Origin of the sequence: Streptomyces sp. NPDC055955 (genome assembly GCF_042270245.1) — a bacterium.
Lineage (GTDB): Bacteria > Actinomycetota > Actinomycetes > Streptomycetales > Streptomycetaceae > Streptomyces.
Genome location: NZ_JBHJYS010000006.1, coordinates 412,154 through 429,806, shown reverse-complemented (window position 1 = coordinate 429,806; position 17,653 = coordinate 412,154). Strand labels below are relative to the sequence as shown.

Genomic DNA, 17,653 nt, shown 5'->3' with positions numbered 1-17,653 from the left:
TCCGGCGTCCCGCCTTCGATATCAAGGCACCCGGTGCCCTGTTCAATGGCACCGGATGCCCACTTTCTCCGTCTGGGGAAGTTTTCCCCTTCAACCCTTTGATCGATCATCGATCAGGGAGTTAGAGTCGCCGACGGGTCTCCACCAGGGACCCACGCCCTGTCCTGCCAAAGACCTAGGGCACCCCCACCCTTTCCGCTAAGGGAACCCCCCTCCGACTCAGGAAGGCGGCGCAATGACCGACCCCTCCGCAATCCAGCCGAGCGAGCTCGACCAGCTCCCGGACCGCGACCCCGAGGAGACCGCCGAATGGCAGGCCTCCCTGGACGCCGTTACCAAGGCGGCCGGGCCGCACCGTGCCGCGTACCTGATGCGCCGCACGCTGGAGCGCGCCGAGGGCTCGGGCCTGGCGCTGCCGAAGCTCCTCGAGACCGACTACGTCAACACCATCCCGACCGCCGCGGAGCCGGCGATCGAGGGTGACGAGGCGCTGGAACTGAAGATCGCCGCGTGGAACCGCTGGAACGCGGCCGCGATGGTGACCCGTGGCTCCAAGTACGGCGTCGGCGGCCACATCGCCACGTTCGCCTCGGCGGCCTGGCTCTACGAGACCGGCTTCAACCACTTCTTCCGGGGGAAGGAGGGCGACGGCTCCGGTGACCAGCTCTACATCCAGGGCCACGCCTCCCCCGGCATCTACGCCCGCGCCTTCCTCGACGGCCGCCTGAGCGAGCAGCAGCTCGACCGCTTCCGCCAGGAGTCCGGCGGCGACGGCCTGCCGTCGTATCCGCACCCGCGGCGCCTGCCCTGGCTGTGGGAGTTCCCGACCGTCTCCATGGGCCTCGGCCCGCTGTCGGCGATCTACCAGGCGCGGTTCAACCGCTACCTCACCAACCGCAAGATCAAGGACGTCTCCGCCTCGCACGTGTGGGCGTTCCTCGGTGACGGCGAGATGGACGAGCCCGAGGCCACCGCGGCCCTGGCGCTCGCCTCGCGTGAGGGTCTGGACAACCTGACCTTCGTCATCAACTGCAACCTGCAGCGCCTCGACGGCCCGGTCCGCGCCAACTTCCGCGTGGTCCAGGAGCTGGAGGCGCAGTTCCGCGGCGCCGGCTGGAACGTCATCAAGACGCTCTGGGGCTCCGCCTGGGACGAGCTGTTCCAGCTCGACACGACCGGCGCGCTCGTGCGCCGGCTGCGCGAGGTGCCGGACGCCCAGTTCCAGACGTACGCGACGCGCGACGCGGCGTACATCCGCGAGCACTTCTTCGGCTCCGAGCCCGCGCTCGTCGAGCTGGGCAGGCTGCTCACGGACGACAAGATCGCCGAGTGCTTCCAGGTCTCGCGCGGCGGCCACGAGCCCCGCAAGGTGTACGCGGCCTACCGTGCGGCCCTGTCGCACGAGGGCGCGCCGACCGTGATCCTGGTCCAGACGGTCAAGGGCTTCACGCTGGGCAAGGGCTTCGAGTCCAAGAACGCCAACCACCAGATGAAGAAGCTGACGGTGGACGAGTTCAAGGACATGCGTGACCTCCTTGAACTGCCCATCTCCGACAGCCAGTTCGTCGACGGCCAGGTCCCCTACGGCCACCCGGGCGCCGACTCCCCCGAGGTCCGCTACCTCCAGGAGCGCCGCGCTGCCCTCGGCGGCCCCGCCCCGGCCCGCCGCACGCACGCGATCGCTCCGCTGCCGGCCCCGGCCGACAAGGCGTTCGCGTCCTTCGACAAGGGCTCCGGCTCGCAGTCGGTCGCGACGACCATGGCGTTCGTACGCCTGGTCAAGGACCTCGTACGCGACAAGGAGACCGGCAAGCGCTGGGTGCCGATCGTCCCGGACGAGGCGCGCACCTTCGGCATGGAGTCGCTGTTCCCGTCGCTCGGCATCTACTCCCCCAAGGGACAGACGTACGAGCCGGTCGACCGCGACCAGCTGATGTACTACAAGGAAGCCACGGACGGCCAGATCCTCAACGAGGGCATCACCGAGGCCGGCTCCATGGCGGACTTCATCGCCGCGTCCTCCTCGTACGCCACGCACGGCGAGGCGATGATCCCCTTCTACATCTTCTACTCGATGTTCGGCTGGCAGCGCACGGCCGACCAGATGTGGCAGCTCGGCGACCAGCTGGGCCGCGGCTTCCTGGTCGGTGCCACCGCGGGCCGCACGACGCTGACGGGTGAGGGTCTGCAGCACGCGGACGGTCACTCGCCGGTCATCGCGGCGACCAACCCGGCCGCGCTGACCTACGACCCGGCGTTCGCCTACGAGATCGGCGCGATCGTCAAGGACGGTCTGCGCCGGATGTACGGCGAGGCGGCCCCGGGCGAGGACCAGAACGTCTTCTACTACCTGACGGTCTACAACGAGCCGATGCCGCAGCCGGCCAAGCCCGCGGGCGTGGACGAGGGCATCCTCAAGGGCCTGTACCGCTTCAACACCGCCGAGTCGGCCGGGGTGAACGTCGCGGCCGCCAACGCCCCCCGCATCCAGCTGCTCGGCTCGGGCACGGCGATCCACTGGACCCTCGAGGCGCAGAAGCTGCTCGCCGAGGAGTGGGGTGTCGCCGCCGACGTGTGGTCCGCCACCTCCTGGACCGAGCTGCGCCGCGACGCCCTGGAGGCGGACGAGGCGATCCTGCGCGGCGAGGAGCGCACTCCGTACATCCGTAAGGCGCTCGACGGCGCCCAGGGCCCGGTCCTCGCGGTCTCCGACTACATGCGCCAGGTCCCCGACCAGATCGCGCAGTGGGTCGAGCAGGACTACACCTCGCTCGGTGCGGACGGCTTCGGTCTCTCCGACACCCGTGAGGCGGCCCGCCGCCACTTCGGCATCGACGCGCAGTCGATCGTCGTCGCGGCCCTGGCCCAGCTCGCCCGCCGCGGCGAGGTCAAGGCCTCGGCCGTGAAGGAGGCGCGCGAGCGCTACGGCCTGTAGTCCCCTGTCCCGCGTGCCCCGTCCCGATTGCCGGGGCGGGGCACGCGTGCGTGAATGAGGAGGTCCAGGGGGGCGCCGTTCAGGGGAGCCGTACGTCCATGAAGATCTCCAAAACCCCGTCAGCACCCTGCTGGGCGGACCTCTCCACGCCCGACACCGACGCGGCTCGGCTCTTCTACCAGGGGCTCCTCGGCTGGCGCAGCGAAGTGGTGTCCGATCCGCGGTCGCAGACCTACGGCCTCTTCCGGTCCGGTGAGGAACCGGTCGCGGGCATCGGCCCGACCAGGAGCCCGAAGGAACGGCCGGCGTGGCTGCCGTACTACCAGTCGGCCGGGGTCGACGCGGTCATCGCGCGCGTGAAGGGCAACGGCGGCACGGTGGTCACGGGCCCGGAGACCATCGCGGAGGACGGCGTCTTCGCGGTCTGTCAGGACCCGTCGGGAGCCGCGTTCGGTCTGTGGCAGCCGATCTCGAACACGGGCTTCGGCGTCGTGAACGCGCCGGGGAGCTTCTGCTGGTTCGAGCTGCTCACCCGCGATCCGGACGGCTCCAAGGACTTCTACCAGTCCGTACTGGGCTGGGGCGCGAAGCGGCACCCCCACGGGGGCGGCGCCGGCTACACGGAATGGAGTGTCGACACCGAGCCCTTCGGCGGCATGCTCGACATGGCGTCGGACTCGTGCCCCGAGGATCTGCCGGCGCACTGGACGGTGTACATCGCCGTCGGGGACACCGACGCGACGGCGGCCCGCTGCAAGGCGCTCGGCGGGCAGATCCTGGTGCACCCGAAGACGATCGAGCCGGGCCGGTTCGCGGTGCTCGCCGATCCGCAGGGGGCCTCGTTCGCGGTCCTCACGTACCCCCCGCGCTGAGGGCACGCATCATGGGCGTATGCGTGCCGCCCGCCTGATCAAGATGGTGTTGTTGCTCCAGTCCCGGCCGTCGATGACGGCGGGTGAACTGGCGCGCGAACTGGAGGTCTCGGAGCGGACGGTGACCCGGGACGCGCAGGCGCTGTCCGAGGCGGGCGTGCCGGTGTACGCGGACCGGGGCAGGGCGGGCGGGTACCGGCTGATCGGCGGCTACCGGACGCGGCTGACGGGGCTGGCGCGCGGCGAGGCGGAGGCCCTGTTCCTGTCCGGGGTACCGGGCGCGCTGCGTGAGATGGGACTCGAGGACGCGGCGTCGGCCGCACGGCTGAAGGTGTCGGCGGCGCTGCTGCCCTCGCTGCGGGACGCCTCGCGCACGGCGGCGCAGCGCTTCCATCTGGACGCGCCCGGCTGGTTCAAGGAGCCGCGGACGCCCGAGCTGCTGCCCGCGGTGGCCGACGCGGTGTGGGACGACAGGGTGGTGCGCGCCCGCTACCGCCGTGACGAGGCCGAGGTCGAGCGGGAGCTGGAGCCGTACGGGCTCGTCCTGAAGGCGGGCGTCTGGTATCTGTGTGCCCGCGTCGCGTGCGGCGGGACCCACCGGGTGTACCGGATCGACCGGTTCATCGGCGTCGAGGCGGGCGAGGAACGCTTCGTACGGGACGAGGAGTTCGACCTGCCGGGGTTCTGGGAGGAGCGGGCCGAGCAGTTCGCGCGGTCCATCCTGCGCGCCGAGGTCGTCCTGCGGCTGTCCCCCTCGGGGCTGCGGCAGCTTCCGCACGTGACCGAGCCCGTGTCCGTGCGTGCGGCGCGGGAGTCGGCCGGCGAGCCCGACGACGAGGGGTGGGTGACGGTGACTCTGCCGGTCGAGTCGGAGGACGTCGCGTACGGCCAGCTGTTCGCGCTCGGGCCCGAGGCGGAGGTCCTGGCTCCCGCTGGTCTGCGCGAGCGCTTCGCCGACGCGGCGCGGCGGACGGCGGACCGCTACCGCTGAGCCGCCGGGCGCCGTGCCCTCGGCATGTGCGCGCATAACGAACTGGCGCAGCTCCGTCACTCGGCGTGCGTCCCCGACCCCCAAGGCAGATGCTTGTCCCGTGATGGACGAGACGGAGTTCTGGGAGATCGTGGACAGCACCCGCGAGGCCGCCGAGGGCGACCCCGAGGACCATGCCGAGCTGCTCGTCGACCGGCTGCTCCAGGCCGACCCCGACGCGGTGCTCGACTTCGCCCGTCACTTCGAGTCCCGCTACCACCGCGCCTACCGCTGGGATCTGTGGGGCGCCGCGTGGGTGCTGCTCGGCGGGGCGAGCGACGACGCCTTCGACTACTTCCGCTGCTGGCTGATCGGCCAGGGCCGGGAGGTCTTCGAGGGCGCGCTGCACGAACCGGACACGCTCGCCGACCTGCTGGGCGAATTCGACGAGGAGATCGACGGCGACGGCGAGGAGCTCGGGTACGCGGCGGACGAGGCGTACGAGGAGCTGACCGGCGCGGTGGCACCCGATCTCGGCATCCCGGCCGCGCCCCCGGAGCCGGAGGGCACGCCGGTCGACTTCGAGAACGCGGCGGAACTCGAGCGGCTGTACCCGAAGCTCTCCGAGCGTTTCGGGTCGTAGGGCCTGTCGTCACGTTCCCGTCGTCCGCCCGAGGGGCGGGCCCGGCGGCGTCCGGTGCGTGCGATCGCAAGGCGCCGGAGAGCCCTGGTAGCGGAGCCACCAGGGCTCTTCGGCAACGCCGCATGGGGGTCCCCCCTGCTCGAGCAGAGCCGAGAGCCAGGGGGAGTGCGTGCCGGACGCCGCCGGACAGACGGGAATGTGACGACAGGCCCTAGGCGCCCGGGAGTTCACCGCGCGGCTGCTGCCCGGATCGTCTCCTCGATGCCGGGGAACGCGAACGTGAAGCCTGATTCCAGGAGCCGGGTCGGCACGGCCCGCGTGCTGCCGAGGACGTCGCCCGCCATCTCGCCGAGGACCAGGCGCAGGGCGGGGGCGGGCGCCGTGAGCAGGGTGGGGCGGTGCAGCACGCGTCCCATCGCGGCGGTCACCTCGCTGTTCGTGACGGGGTGCGGGGCGGTGAGGTTCACGGGGCCCGACAGCTCGTCCGTGGCGAGGATGTGCCGCAGGGCCGCGATCTCGTCGTGCAGCGCGATGTACGACCAGTACTGGCGGCCGTCGCCCATGCGTCCGCCGAGCCCGGCCAGGAACAGCGGGAAGAGCCGCGCCCAGGCCCCGCCGTCGCGGGACACGACGAGCCCGGACCGCGCGAACACGGTGCGGATTCCGGCCTCCTGGGCGGGCGCCGCGGCCTCCTCCCACTCCACGCACAGCCGGGGCAGGAATCCGTCCCCGGGCGGCGCGCTCTCGTCGACGGCGCGCGTGCCGGTGTCTCCGTAGTAGCCGACGGCACTGCCGTTGACGAAGACGCGGGGAGGCTGTTCGAGCGTGGCGACGGCCTCGGCGAGCGTCGCGGTGCCGAGGACCCGGCTGTCGCGGATCTTCTTCTTGTACTCGTCGGTCCAGCGGTGGTCGCCCACGCCCACGGCGGCGAAGTTGAGGACCGCGTCGCACCCGGAGAGCCCGGCCGCGTCGACGGACCCCCGCTCCGGGTCCCAGCGGACCTCGTCCGGGGCCGCCGGCTCTCTGCGGACCAGGCGGACGACGTCGTGCCCGTCGGCGCGCAGGGACCGGGTCAGGGCGGAACCGATGAGGCCGGAGGCGCCGGCGACGGCGAACCGGGAGCGTCGTACGGGTGCGGATTCGCTCTGGGTCATGGGTCCATCCTGCCGCGTGAATCGCCCGGCGGCCGGTTGTGGACCGGTCGTACAGTGGCCCTCATGCCGCAGCCGCTCATACGTCTCGCCCGCCCCGACGACGAGGACGGGCTCGCCCGGCTCGACCGTGCCGCCTGGTCGACGCTGCACGCCGTCCAGCCGCAGCCACAGCCGCCGTACGACCCGTTCTTCTCGGAGCGGTTCGGGCCGCGGGACCATCTGGTCGCGGAGCTCGACGGGCAACTCGCCGGTTACGTGCGCATCGCCTACCCCACGTCGCTCGCCGCCAACACCCATGTCCGGCAGATCCAGGGCCTCGCGGTCGCCGCACAGGCGCGGGGCGCGGGAGTCGGCCGGGCGCTGGTCCGCGCTGCGGTGGAGCGCGCCCGCACGGCCGGCGCGCGCCGCATGACGCTGCGGGTGCTCGGGCACAACGGCCCCGCGCGGGCCCTGTACGAGTCCGAGGGATTCGTGGTCGAGGGCGTCCTGCCTCAGGAGTTCCTGCTCGACGGGAAGTACGTGGACGACGTCCTCATGGGCCAGGCCCTGTAGCGGGGCGCGGTTCTCACGGACCCGCCCGGGGTGCGGTGACGGCCCTCCCGTAGGAGCGTGAAAGGGTCCATGGGAAGGAGCCCGCCGATGACCGGGGCGTTGTCGCGTCGCCGGGACGGCGAGGAGCGGGCCTGGCTGCGTGGGGCACCGCCGCCGCGCTGGGTGCGAGCGCTGCCGGTCGCGCTGCTCGTCGCTCTGTGCACGGCCCAGCTGGTCACCGAGGAGAAACTGGACCTCGGATTCCTGCTGGGGGCGATCCCGCCGCTGGCCGCCCTCACGTACGGGCCCGCCGCCACGGCGCTGCTCGGCGGCATCGTGATCGTCCTGCTGAACGTGCCCTTCATGAACCTCGGGCACCCCGGCAACAGCGACGTGCTCACGGTCTCCTTCGTGGCGCTGCTCAGTGTGCTGATCGGCTGGGTCCGCAGCCGGCGCGACCACCAGCTCGTCACCGTGCGCACGGTCGCGGAGGCGGCCCAGTTCGCCGTGCTTCCGCCGCTGCGCGACCGGGTCGGCACGGTGCGCTGCGCGGGCCTGTACCGGGCGGCCGAGCGCGGGACGCTGGTCGGCGGCGACCTGTTCGACGTACGCAGGAGTCCGGCCGGGGTGCGGGCCGTGATCGGTGACGTGCAGGGCCACGGGCTGTCCGCCGTGGGGACGGTGGCGGGGCTGCTCGGCGCGTTCCGTGAGGCGGTGCTCGACCAGGCGGACCTGGAGGGGGTCGCGGCGCGCCTCGACCGCAGGCTGGTGGTCGACTCGGCCGAGGAGGAGCACGCCGAACTGTTCGCGACCGCGCTGTTGCTCGAGTTCCCCGACGACTCCCCGGTGGTGCGGGCCCTTTCGTGCGGCCACCCGCGGCCGCTGCTCCTGCGCGGGCGGGAGGTCATCGAGCTCCCGGTGCCGCCCGGGGCGCCTCTCGGGCTCGGGATCGCGGGCCTCTCGCCGCCGCAGCAGCTCACGGTGCGGCTGCGGCCGGGGGACCGGCTGCTCGGTCTGACGGACGGCCTGATCGAGGCGCGGGACTCGTCCGGCGCCTTCTATCCGCTGGCGGAGCGTCTGGTCAGGTTCGGCGCGGAGGATCCGGCGGAGCTGACGGACGCGCTGTGGCGGGACGTGGTGCGGTTCGCGGGGACGGTACGGGACGATCTGACGCTGCTCGTGTTCGCACCGGAGATCGACCCGTCGGACGACTGACGGGTCACTGCCGGCCGGCGCCCCGACCGTCCCCCAGCAGGCTGATGCCGCCCGTCAGTTCGCGCAGGCAGCGCAGCGCGAGGACCGCCGGCGAGCCGGTCGCGCCGGTCGCCGGCGCGTCGGTGACGGCCCAGGCCTCCAGGGCGATCCGGATGGCGTCGGTGGCCGCGGCGGCGGCGAGCCGTACGTCGAGGGGGTCCGCCCGCTCGCCCGCGAGCCGCGCGAGGACCGGCACGAGGCGCTCCTCCGACTCCTGGTTGACCCGGTACCAGACGGCCCGCAGCGCGGCGTCGTCCTGGGCCGCGCGCAGCAGTCCCCTGGTCGTCTCCAGCTGTTCGGGGCCGTGGTCGCCGGGTGCGGAGAGTGTGGCGGTGACGGCCGTCTCCAGGGTGAGCCGCAGGTCCGCGCCGGGCTCGGCGTCCGCGAGGAGGGCGCGCCAGGCGTCGCCGCCCGCGGCGAGGAGCGGGCCGACCGCGTCCTGCTTGCCCCGGAAGTAGCGGTAGAAGGTGCGCAGCGCGACGCCCGCCCGGTGGGCGATGTCCTCGGCCGTCGTGCCGTCGGGGCCGTGCTCGGCGAAGAGTTCGGCGGCGGCGCGGGCGATGTCCAGCTGGGTGGCGGCCTTGCGCCGCTCGGTCAGGGAGGGCTGCGGACTGCGCTGATCGTTCGTGGGGCTCACCGGGGAAGCCTATGCGTCCGGGAACAAACCTGCACGTTCTGACGTTATGGCAAAACGTGCCACCCAGGCGTACGGTGGACAGCGAATCCGGCGATCCCGGTGACGCGGATCGTGAAAAAAATGAACGAAGTGGAGCAGCACATGAGCCCGAACCTGAACCGCTACGAAGGCCGTCGTGTACTCGTCACCGGCGGTGGCTCCGGCATCGGCCAGGCCACCGTGCTGCGGGTCCTCGCCGAGGGCGCCCGCGCGGTCGCCGCCGACGTCAGCGAGGCGGGCCTGAAGGACACCGTCGAGAAGGCGACCGCCGCGGGCACCGCGGACCGGCTGACCACGGTCGTCGTGAACGTCGCGGACGAGGCCTCCGTGCGCGCGGGCGTCGCCGCCGCCGTCGAGACGCTCGGCGGCCTGGACGTGCTGGTCAACGCGGCCGGCATCCTGCGCTCCTCGCACACCCACGAGACGTCCCTCGCCGACTTCAACCAGGTCCTGCAGATCAACCTGGCCGGCACGTTCCTGATGATCCGCGAGTCGATACCCGCGCTCCTCGCGGGTGACGACTCCGCCGTCATCAACTTCAGCTCGACGTCGGCGACGTTCGCCCACCCGTACATGGCGGCGTACGCGGCGAGCAAGGGCGGCATCCAGTCCATGACGCACGCCCTGGCGAGCGAGTACAGCAAGCAGGGCATCCGGTTCACGGCCGTGCAGCCCGGATCCATCTCCTCCGGCATGACCGACGGCTCCGGCGCCAGCCGGCAGAGCAGCGGCCCGGGCCTGCCCGAGGACGCCGACATGAGCCTGTTCATGAAGCTGGCGCCGGCCATCGGCCAGGGCTTCGCGGGACCGGAGAGCGTGGCGTCCGTCGTCGCGATGCTCGGCTCGGACGACGGCAGGTTCATCACCGGCACCGAGGTCAGGATCGACGGCGGTACGCACTTCTGACCTGCGGCGGAGACGGGTTCCGACCCGCGACGGGGCCCGCGGATTCACTCGTACGGCGCCGCGTGCGGGGCGGGCCCCGGGCGCGCGACGGAGAGTGGCACGTATGCGCGTCTTCCGTATGGCGTTGTGCAGCGCACCGGGGGTCGCGGCCTTCGGCCTCCTGCTGCTGTGTGCCGCGACCGTGGGGCCCGGACACAGCGGTCCGGCGGCGAAGCCGGGCCAGGCGGCGGGCCTCACCGATCAGGCCGCGCCGGTGCTGCCACCGGCCGCCGTACCGGCGCGCCGGTCGGTCGACGGTGCGCACACCGCCGCGCTGCCCCGGATCGTGCCGCGGGCCAAGTGGCTGGCCGACGCCGCGTACCGCAGGCCGCCCGCCCGGTACACCGACCGCGTCACGGCGGTCTTCATCCACCACACGGACTCGCCGAACGGCTACGACTGCGCCGACACGCCCCGCATCATCCGCTACCTGTACGCGGACCAGGCCGGCGGCCGGAACTGGGACGACATCGGCTACAACTTCCTCGTCGACAAGTGCGGCACGATCTACGAGGGCCGGGCCGGCGGTGTCGACAGGGCGGTCGTGGGGGCGCACGCCCAGGGCTTCAACCGGGGCACGGCGGGCATCGCCGCCATCGGCACCTTCGACGCGGGCACCCCGGTGCCTCCCGCCATGGCGGAGTCCATCGCGGAGCTCGCCGCCTGGAAGCTGGGCCTCGCGGACATCGACCCGCGCTCCCGCGTCCGCCTCACCTCGACGAACAGCCTCAGCCGCTTCCCCAAGGGGAAGACAGCGGAGTTCAACGCCGTCGCCGCGCACCGGGACGCGTACGAGACGTACTGCCCGGGCCAGGCCCTGATGGCCGCGCTCCCGGAGATCAGGAAGCAGGCGGCGGCGCTCCAGGGGCGCTAGCGCCTTTCGCTCGGCGGCCCCGGGCGCCCCCCGTGCGACCGTGCCCGGGCTACGCGCGACTCCCTGTGCCGGGGCCCGGACCTACCCTCGACGGACTCGGGTACAGCCCGGGTGTTCCGGAGCCGTACGCGGGTTCGCCGGGGGGTAGGACGCCTTCGGAGCCCGCCTTCGTGCGCCGGCCGGACGGCCCGGGGTACGAACGACGGCTCTCACCAGCCGCACAACCGCCAGGGAGGCGCACGTGCCTGAGCCCGCACAGCACGCGGACGTCGTCATCGTGGGAGCCGGGGTCGCGGGACTCCTGGCCGCCCATCGCCTGACCAGGGCGGGCGTCCCCACCCTGGTCCTGGAGGCCGGCCCCTGTGTGGGCGGCCGCATGTCCACCGAGAAGGTCGACGGGTTCCGCCTGGACCGGATCGGCCGGCTCCTGTGCACCTCGTACCCCGAACTGCGCCGCAACCCGGGCCTGGACGCCCTCGTCCTGCGCTCCTTCTCGCCCGGTGTGCTGGTGCACAGCGACGGCCGCCGCCATCGCGCCGGAGAGCTCCCGGCCCCACGGCGCGCAAAGGGCGCACTCACAACGGCGCGCGCCCTTGCGAGCGCCCCCCGGGTGCCCCGCCCCCGCACCGCCAGGAGCCCGCGCCCCACCGCTCCGCTCGGCAGCCCCCTGGACCACGCCCGGCTCGCCAGGGCCCTGGCCCGCCTCGCCGCGACGCCCGTCCCCCGTCTCCTCGCGCGCCCCGAACTCCCCGCCTCCGACGCGCTGTTCGGCCGCGGGCTGCCCGCCCGTACCCTCGACGGCTTTGTGCGCCCCCTCCTGTCGGCACTCCTGTGCGACCCGGACCTGACCTCGTCGAGCCGGTGTGCGGACCTCGCCCTGCACGCCTACGCGCGCGGCCGCCTCTGCGTCCCCGAGGGCGGCGCGGACGCGCTGCCCGAGCTGCTCGCCGCCGGGCTCCCGGCGGGCACGGTCCGCACCGGCGTCCGCGTCACCGCCGTCTCCGCGAACTCGGTGACGACCGAGGAACACGGCGAACTCCGTTGCCGTTCGACCCTGTTGGCGACCGGGGCGCGCGCCGCGGCCGGGCTGCTCCCGGGACTGCGGGTGCCGGACTTCCACCCCGTCACGGTCGTCCACCACGCGGTCCCCGAGCCACCGCTCGCCGACCCGGCGCTGCTCCTCGACGCCGACCGGCTGGGCCCCGTCGCGTACACCGCGGTGATCAGCCAGGTCGACCCGACCCGCGCCCCGGCCGGCCGTGCGCTCGTCTCCTCGACGGTCCTCGGCCCGCCGCCGCCCGAGCGCGAGCTGCGGGCCCAACTGGCCGCCCTCTACGGCACGTCGACCTCCGACTGGGAGACCCTCGCGGTCCACCACGACCCGGAGGCGGTGCCCGCGATGCCGGCCCCGCACGACCTGCGCCGCCCGGTGCGGCTCCTCGACGGGCTCTATGTGTGCGGCGACCACCGCGGCACGAGCACGGTGCAGGGCGCCCTCCACTCGGGCCGCCGGGCGGCGCACGCGATCCTCGCGGACCTGGGCGTCCAACTGTCCCCGACAGCCGACCGGTTGCCGGCGGCAGCCTGACCCAGACCCCATCACAGATCCGACCTCTATAAGGTCCCTGTACGCGCCCGTCTCCGTGGCACATTCCGGAGGCGGGCGCCCTCATTCCCTCACGCGCACTCTTGCCTCCCCCGCAACTCCCCTCTACGGTCCCCACATCCGCACCCCAGTCCCTGGAGGCCGCAGTGCGAAGAACGGCGTCAGCCCTGCTGTTCGTCCTAGCCCTTGTCACCGGATTCATCGGAGCTGTAGTGCCGTCATCAGCAGCCCAGCCCGAGGAGCGGACCTCCGAACCGCCCGCCGGGCAGCCCTCCGTGGTCCCCCGCCCCACCGACTGGACCTCCCTCGGCGGCACGGTCGCCCTCACGCCCCGCACCCGCGTCCTGATCGACCCTCGCGCCCGCGCCGGGACCGCCGAGCCGTCCGGCCGCGCCGAGTTCCCCGGCCCGGCCCGCCAGAGCGTGCAGCAGCTCGCCGCCCAGCTGCGCACGGAGCTCGGGCAGGTCTCCGGCGTCGAGCCGCGCGTCGCGAGCGACGTGGCCCATGCCGGGCCCGGCGACATCGTCCTCGCTCTCGCCGACGACCGTGAACTCGGCGCGGAGGGCTACCGGTTCGACAGTTCGGACGGCGCCGTCCGCATCCGGGCCGCCTCCACGCACGGCCTCTTCTACGGCACCCGCACACTCCTGCAGCTCCTGCGCGCCACGGACGACGAGCACCGCACGCTCCCCCGGGCCCGCGCCACCGACGTCCCCACGCAGGCGATCCGCATGGTCCACCTCGACGCGGGCCGCAAGTACTGGAAGATCCCGTACCTGGAGAACCTGATCCGCAGGATGGGCGACCAGAAGCTGAACACGCTCATGCTGCACCTCTCCGAGTCGGAGGGCTTCCGTCTGTACAGCCCGAAGTTCCCGGGCCTCGCGGACCCCGACCACAGCTACAGCCGCGCCGACATCGAGCACCTCAAGTCCTTCGCCGCCCGCCACCACGTACAGCTGATGCCGGGCCTGGAGGTCCCCGGCCACGCGACGGCGATCAGCGACGCGTTCGGCATCGGCTTCGGCTCCGGTACGAACCCCTGCACGGCCGCGCACACGCACTCGCACCTCACGCCCGACTGGATCATCGACATGACCAGCGAGAAGGCGGTGGCGAAGACGAAGCAGATCGTCGACGAGTTCGCCGGCTGGTTCGACGCGCCGCTGTTCTCGATCGGCGGAGAGGAGGTGCCGGGCCAGCTCGCCGACTGCCCCCGTGTACAGGACTACTTGGCCGCCTCGCCCGATGTGTCGACGCTCGGCGACCTCCTCAACCGGTACATCAACACCCTGGACGACGTGATCGCCTCGCACGGCAAGCGCACCGCCGTCTACAACGGCTCCGAGCACCTGGCCGCGCCCCAGCAGACCGTCCACGGCCCGGTCGTCTTCCTCACCTGGGAGGGCACCGGCGCCGAACCCGCCGTGCCGGGCCACGACGAGATCGCCATCGGCCCGTTCTACGACACCCCGAACAACTACCACCACCTGTATCCGAACGAGCCCTGGATGTACGACAGCTGGACCGTGAGCACGGCGCCGGACATGCTCGGCTCCGGCCTGACCAACTGGGCCGACTACAACTTCTGGGCCGACGACGCGTACTTCGAGCAGTCGATGGCCGGCGCCCGCGCGATCCTCGCGGACCGCGCCTGGAACGGCACGGCGACCCCGGACACCCTGGCCGACTTCCGGGCCCGCGCGGCCCGTATCGGTGACCCGCCCGGCATCACCGCGACGCCGGCGAAGCCCCGGGTGAACGACGGCCGGCCGAGCCATCACTGGACCTTCGACACCGCCGCGTACCCGAAGGGCTGGACCTACGCGGGCAGTCCCGGCAACACGATCTTCGCCGAGGACACGGCGGGCGACCTGCCGGGCACGTCGTACATCATCAACAACCCGGCACCGGTGGACGGCGTGCGCGGGCAGGCGTGGAACTTCGACTCGGACCGGGACGGTGTCGGCTTCGGCGGCCTGGACGTGGCCGAGCCGTGGACGGTGTCGGTACTGGTCCGCCCCACGGCCCGCACCTCGGACCAGGTGCTGCTCAGCTCGAAGGCGGGCGCGCTCAAGCTCATGCAGTACGGCACGGGCAAGGTCGGCTTCACCCGGTACGGCTCGGCCGACCTCAGCTTCGACTACACGCTGCCGCTCGACCGCTGGACCCGGCTGACATGGGTGGCGACGCCGGGCCACACCACGCTCTACGCCGACGGGGTGCGGGTCGGCACGGTCGACGCGTCGATCCCCCTGCCCCTGCGCTCGATCGGCACGGAGAAGGTGAGCCTGCGCGGCGACCTCGACGAACTGACCACCTGGGACGAGCCGTTGACGGCCGACCGGGTCGCCGCTCTGTCCCGGCAGGACACCCGGTAGTACGCGCCGGAGCCCGCCCCCGTCCCGTCAGTGGCTGAGGGCGGCGACGCGGTCCCGGTATCCGCGTACCGGGGCCGCGTCGCGGTAGGGCTCCAGACGCCGCTCGAACTCCCGCACGTACTCGTGCGCCCGCACGGAGCGCATCTCGGAGGCGGCCTGCGCGGCCTCGGCTCCGAGGGTGCACGCCTGGTCCAGCTCGCCGAGGCCGAGCCGCGCGGAGGCGAGCACCACCCGGCAGAACAGCCGGCTGCGCGCGAAGCCGGGCGCCCGCAGCTGGAGCGAGCGCTCCGCGTGCTGGGCGGCCGCGCGGTACTGCTGGAGATCCCGGTGGCAGTGCCCGAACTCGTCGGCCAGCTGCGCCTCGTCGAAGAACCGCGCCCAGTGCGGCACGTCGTCCCCGGTCCGCACCGCCTCCAGGGCCCGTTCGGCCCGCACCAGCGACGCCGTGCACGCGCGCACCTCGCCGAGCACGCCGTGCCCGCGCGCCTCGGCCGCGTGCAGGAGTGCCTGTACGGCAGGCGGCGCGGAGGAGCCCACGCCCTGCTGGGCGACCCGCGCCAGCTGGACGGCCTCACGCCCGTGACCGAGATAGACGGCCTGGCGGCTCATCGTGACCAGGACGTACGCCCCGTACGTCCGGTCCCCCGCCGCCTGCGAGAGCCGCAGCGCCTGCACGAAGTACCGCTGCGCGAGCCCGTGCGCGGCGATGTCGTACGAGGTCCAGCCCGCGAGCCGGGTCAGATCGGCGGCGGCGGCGAAGAGCCGCCGGCCGGTCTGCTCCCCGTAGGTGCCCCGCAGCATCGGTTCGGCCTCGTGCTCCAGGTAGCGCACGAGCGCCTGGCGGGCGTGACCACCGCCGTAGGCCTGGTCGAGGGAGCGGAAGAGTTCGCCGACGGAGCGCAGGGCCGCGATGTCGCCCGCGGTGACCCGCTGCCCGGGCCCGCGCTCGGCCTGGACGCGCTGCCGGGGCAAGGGGGGCGGCCCCTGTTCGGGCCCGGACGGAGCCTTCGCCGAAGAGCGTCCCTGAGCGGGGATCCGCACGCCGCCGGGACCGCCGTGGTCCCCGTGGGCGACCCGGTCGTCGGCCCGCCCGATCAGCCAGTCCCGGCTGGGCACGACGAGCCCCGCCGGGGTGAACGCGATCTTGCGGAGCTCGGCATGGCTGCCCGAGTCCTTGCGCCACAGGCCGCTGACGATGTCGACGGCTTCCTCGGGCGAGGCCGCGAACTCCAGACCCGCGTAGACCGGGGAGCAGGCGTCGAGCCCCAGGTCCTGGGCGGAGAGCCGACGGCCCAGGCGCCGGGTGAACACCTCGGCGATCAGTGCGGGTGTGGTGCCGCGGGGCTGCTGGCCGCGCAGCCAGCGCGTCACGGATGTCTTGTCGTAGCGCAGGTCGAGACCGTGCTCCAGACCGAGCTGGTCGACTCGGCGGGCCAGTCCGGCGTTGGAGAACCCCGCCTCCGCGATGAGCGCGGCTAGCTGGCGGTTGGGCGTGCGCTGCGGAGGTCGTTCCGTCATGCTGTGCGATTGCCTTCCGGGCCCTAGGAAGCCGTAGAGGGGGGCCGTCGTGCGCCCCCCTCTGCACTGCTCCCACATGGAACGGCGCGAATTTGACGTCCTTCCCCGCAAGCGGGGAATCTCCTGCCGCCCCGCTCGCACGGGACCTCGGTGGGTTCCTGCTTCACAGGCCCTGCCGGACCGGGGTCCGGTCTTACGCAGCCTCCACAAGCCTGACTTCCCGCCCGCCCGGCGGTAGGTCCACGAGCGGCTCCCCGCTCACGGACGGCGCCGAAGCTATCACGCAGCGCGCACGGAGGCCCCCGATGAGACCAGCCGAGACCCCCTTTCATCCGATCGTGTGAGGATTCCCCGAACGGCTGGCGAGGAAGCCCTGCCCGTACAGTGGCTGGGGGCGCGATATGTGCACGCTGAAGGTTCTAGGGAGGCACTGACCGTGAATGAGTTGCGGTTCGTCCGCTTGGGTTTCGGAGCGGACTCGGTCGACTACCAGGAGGCCTGGGACGAGCAGCGCCGTGTGCACGCCGCCCGCTTCGCGGACGAGGTCCCCGACACCTGCCTGCTTCTCGAGCACCCGCCGGTCTACACCGCGGGCCGCCGCACCGCGCCCGAGGAGCGTCCGCTGGACGGCACCCCCGTCGTGGACGTGGACCGGGGCGGCAAGATCACCTGGCACGGCCCGGGCCAGCTCGTCGGCTACCCGATCCAGAAGCTGCCGCGCCCCGTCGACGTGGTCGCGCACCTGCGCCGCCTGGAAGACGCGATGATCGCGGTCTGCGCCGAGTTCGGCGTGGAGACCTCCCGTGTCGAGGGCCGGGCGGGCGTGTGGGTGCTCGGCGACCCGGTGGAGGAGCGCCCGAAGCTCGGCGGCCTGTCCCTCGACTTCGACCCCCGGGTGAACGACTCCGAGTTCGACCCCCGTCTCAACGGCCCGGAGTACGCGCCCTCGAACGCCGGACAGCGCCGCGAGGACCGCAAGATCTGCGCGATGGGCATCCGTGTCGCCAAGGGCGTCACGATGCACGGCTTCGCGCTGAACGTGAATCCGGACACCTCGAACTTCGACAAGATCATCCCGTGTGGCATCCGTGACGCGGGCGTCACCTCGCTCTCGTACGAGCTGGGCCGCGAGGTCACGATCGACGAGGTGCTGCCCGTCGTGGAGCGCCACCTGCGCGACGTCCTGGAGAACGCGGCGCTCGCCCCACGCGTCATCGAGAAGGCACCCGAGAGGGAGCCCGACAAGGCGACCGCCTGAGCGGGAATGCACCCCGAAGGCCAGAGGTTGGCCACA

The 17,653-nt window shown here is 72.8% G+C and carries 14 protein-coding genes; 11 read left to right on the top strand and 3 right to left on the bottom strand.

Annotated features, from left to right (window positions below; all coding sequences use genetic code 11):
• Positions 1–235 precede the first annotated feature (235 nt).
• The 4 genes from aceE to ACFC96_RS15560 all read left to right on the top strand — a co-directional run bounded on the left by aceE (position 236) and on the right by ACFC96_RS15560 (position 5,420).
• The gene (gene aceE / locus ACFC96_RS15575; protein WP_376612666.1) at positions 236–2,935 is read left to right on the top strand and encodes a pyruvate dehydrogenase (acetyl-transferring), homodimeric type; all 2,700 of its coding nucleotides are present in this window, start codon (positions 236–238) and stop codon (positions 2,933–2,935) included.
• Positions 2,936–3,033: 98 nt separating this feature from the next.
• Complete coding sequence (locus ACFC96_RS15570) at positions 3,034–3,807, top strand: VOC family protein (protein ID WP_376258838.1); 774 nt, start codon at positions 3,034–3,036, stop codon at positions 3,805–3,807.
• Positions 3,808–3,826: 19 nt separating this feature from the next.
• The gene (locus ACFC96_RS15565) at positions 3,827–4,798 is read left to right on the top strand and encodes a helix-turn-helix transcriptional regulator (RefSeq protein ID WP_376612665.1); all 972 of its coding nucleotides are present in this window, start codon (positions 3,827–3,829) and stop codon (positions 4,796–4,798) included.
• 103 nt (positions 4,799–4,901) lie between these two features.
• On the top strand, positions 4,902–5,420 hold the full coding sequence (locus ACFC96_RS15560; protein WP_376258947.1) for a DUF4240 domain-containing protein: 519 nt from the start codon (positions 4,902–4,904) through the stop codon (positions 5,418–5,420).
• A gap of 227 nt (positions 5,421–5,647) precedes the next feature.
• Here the strand turns inward: ACFC96_RS15560 and ACFC96_RS15555 are convergent, their stop codons facing one another.
• Positions 5,648–6,574 (bottom strand): TIGR01777 family oxidoreductase, encoded by a 927-nt coding sequence (locus tag ACFC96_RS15555; RefSeq protein ID WP_376258842.1) that lies wholly within the window; start codon positions 6,572–6,574, stop codon positions 5,648–5,650.
• Between the two features lie 63 nt (positions 6,575–6,637).
• Between ACFC96_RS15555 and ACFC96_RS15550 the strand changes: the two genes are divergently transcribed.
• The gene (locus ACFC96_RS15550) at positions 6,638–7,126 is read left to right on the top strand and encodes a GNAT family N-acetyltransferase (protein ID WP_376258844.1); all 489 of its coding nucleotides are present in this window, start codon (positions 6,638–6,640) and stop codon (positions 7,124–7,126) included.
• An 87-nt stretch (positions 7,127–7,213) separates the two neighbouring features.
• The gene (locus ACFC96_RS15545) at positions 7,214–8,320 is read left to right on the top strand and encodes a PP2C family protein-serine/threonine phosphatase (protein ID WP_376258847.1); all 1,107 of its coding nucleotides are present in this window, start codon (positions 7,214–7,216) and stop codon (positions 8,318–8,320) included.
• 4 nt (positions 8,321–8,324) lie between these two features.
• Here ACFC96_RS15545 and ACFC96_RS15540 read toward each other — a convergent pair whose 3' ends face one another.
• Positions 8,325–8,996 (bottom strand): TetR/AcrR family transcriptional regulator, encoded by a 672-nt coding sequence (locus ACFC96_RS15540; RefSeq protein WP_376612663.1) that lies wholly within the window; start codon positions 8,994–8,996, stop codon positions 8,325–8,327.
• Positions 8,997–9,116: 120 nt separating this feature from the next.
• Here ACFC96_RS15540 and ACFC96_RS15535 point away from each other — a divergent pair, with 120 nt between their 5' ends.
• The 4 genes from ACFC96_RS15535 (at position 9,117) to ACFC96_RS15520 (ending at position 14,841) form a co-directional block, all read left to right on the top strand.
• Positions 9,117–9,941: an SDR family NAD(P)-dependent oxidoreductase gene (locus tag ACFC96_RS15535; protein WP_376612661.1), complete on the top strand. Its 825-nt coding sequence runs from the start codon at positions 9,117–9,119 to the stop codon at positions 9,939–9,941.
• Positions 9,942–10,044: 103 nt separating this feature from the next.
• Complete coding sequence (locus tag ACFC96_RS15530; protein ID WP_376612659.1) at positions 10,045–10,854, top strand: peptidoglycan recognition protein; 810 nt, start codon at positions 10,045–10,047, stop codon at positions 10,852–10,854.
• A 241-nt stretch (positions 10,855–11,095) separates the two neighbouring features.
• The gene (locus tag ACFC96_RS15525) at positions 11,096–12,442 is read left to right on the top strand and encodes an NAD(P)/FAD-dependent oxidoreductase (protein WP_376258853.1); all 1,347 of its coding nucleotides are present in this window, start codon (positions 11,096–11,098) and stop codon (positions 12,440–12,442) included.
• A gap of 230 nt (positions 12,443–12,672) precedes the next feature.
• A complete protein-coding gene (locus ACFC96_RS15520) occupies positions 12,673–14,841 on the top strand; it encodes a family 20 glycosylhydrolase (protein ID WP_376612657.1) in 2,169 nt (722 codons plus the stop codon).
• Positions 14,842–14,868: 27 nt separating this feature from the next.
• Here the strand turns inward: ACFC96_RS15520 and ACFC96_RS15515 are convergent, their stop codons facing one another.
• The gene (locus tag ACFC96_RS15515; protein WP_376258857.1) at positions 14,869–16,359 is read right to left on the bottom strand and encodes a regulator; all 1,491 of its coding nucleotides are present in this window, start codon (positions 16,357–16,359) and stop codon (positions 14,869–14,871) included.
• A gap of 436 nt (positions 16,360–16,795) precedes the next feature.
• Between ACFC96_RS15515 and lipB the strand changes: the two genes are divergently transcribed.
• Entirely contained in the window at positions 16,796–17,617 is an 822-nt protein-coding gene (gene lipB, locus ACFC96_RS15510; protein ID WP_376258859.1) for a lipoyl(octanoyl) transferase LipB, read from the top strand.
• Positions 17,618–17,653 lie beyond the last annotated feature (36 nt).

Coding starts and splice junctions, on each gene's coding strand:
- aceE (WP_376612666.1), top strand. CDS start 236: ATGACCGACCCCTCCGCAATCCAGCCGAGCGAGCTCGACCAGCTCCCG.
- ACFC96_RS15570 (WP_376258838.1), top strand. CDS start 3,034: ATGAAGATCTCCAAAACCCCGTCAGCACCCTGCTGGGCGGACCTCTCC.
- ACFC96_RS15565 (WP_376612665.1), top strand. CDS start 3,827: ATGCGTGCCGCCCGCCTGATCAAGATGGTGTTGTTGCTCCAGTCCCGG.
- ACFC96_RS15560 (WP_376258947.1), top strand. CDS start 4,902: ATGGACGAGACGGAGTTCTGGGAGATCGTGGACAGCACCCGCGAGGCC.
- ACFC96_RS15555 (WP_376258842.1), bottom strand. CDS start 6,574: ATGACCCAGAGCGAATCCGCACCCGTACGACGCTCCCGGTTCGCCGTC.
- ACFC96_RS15550 (WP_376258844.1), top strand. CDS start 6,638: ATGCCGCAGCCGCTCATACGTCTCGCCCGCCCCGACGACGAGGACGGG.
- ACFC96_RS15545 (WP_376258847.1), top strand. CDS start 7,214: ATGACCGGGGCGTTGTCGCGTCGCCGGGACGGCGAGGAGCGGGCCTGG.
- ACFC96_RS15535 (WP_376612661.1), top strand. CDS start 9,117: ATGAACGAAGTGGAGCAGCACATGAGCCCGAACCTGAACCGCTACGAA.
- ACFC96_RS15530 (WP_376612659.1), top strand. CDS start 10,045: ATGCGCGTCTTCCGTATGGCGTTGTGCAGCGCACCGGGGGTCGCGGCC.
- ACFC96_RS15515 (WP_376258857.1), bottom strand. CDS start 16,359: ATGACGGAACGACCTCCGCAGCGCACGCCCAACCGCCAGCTAGCCGCG.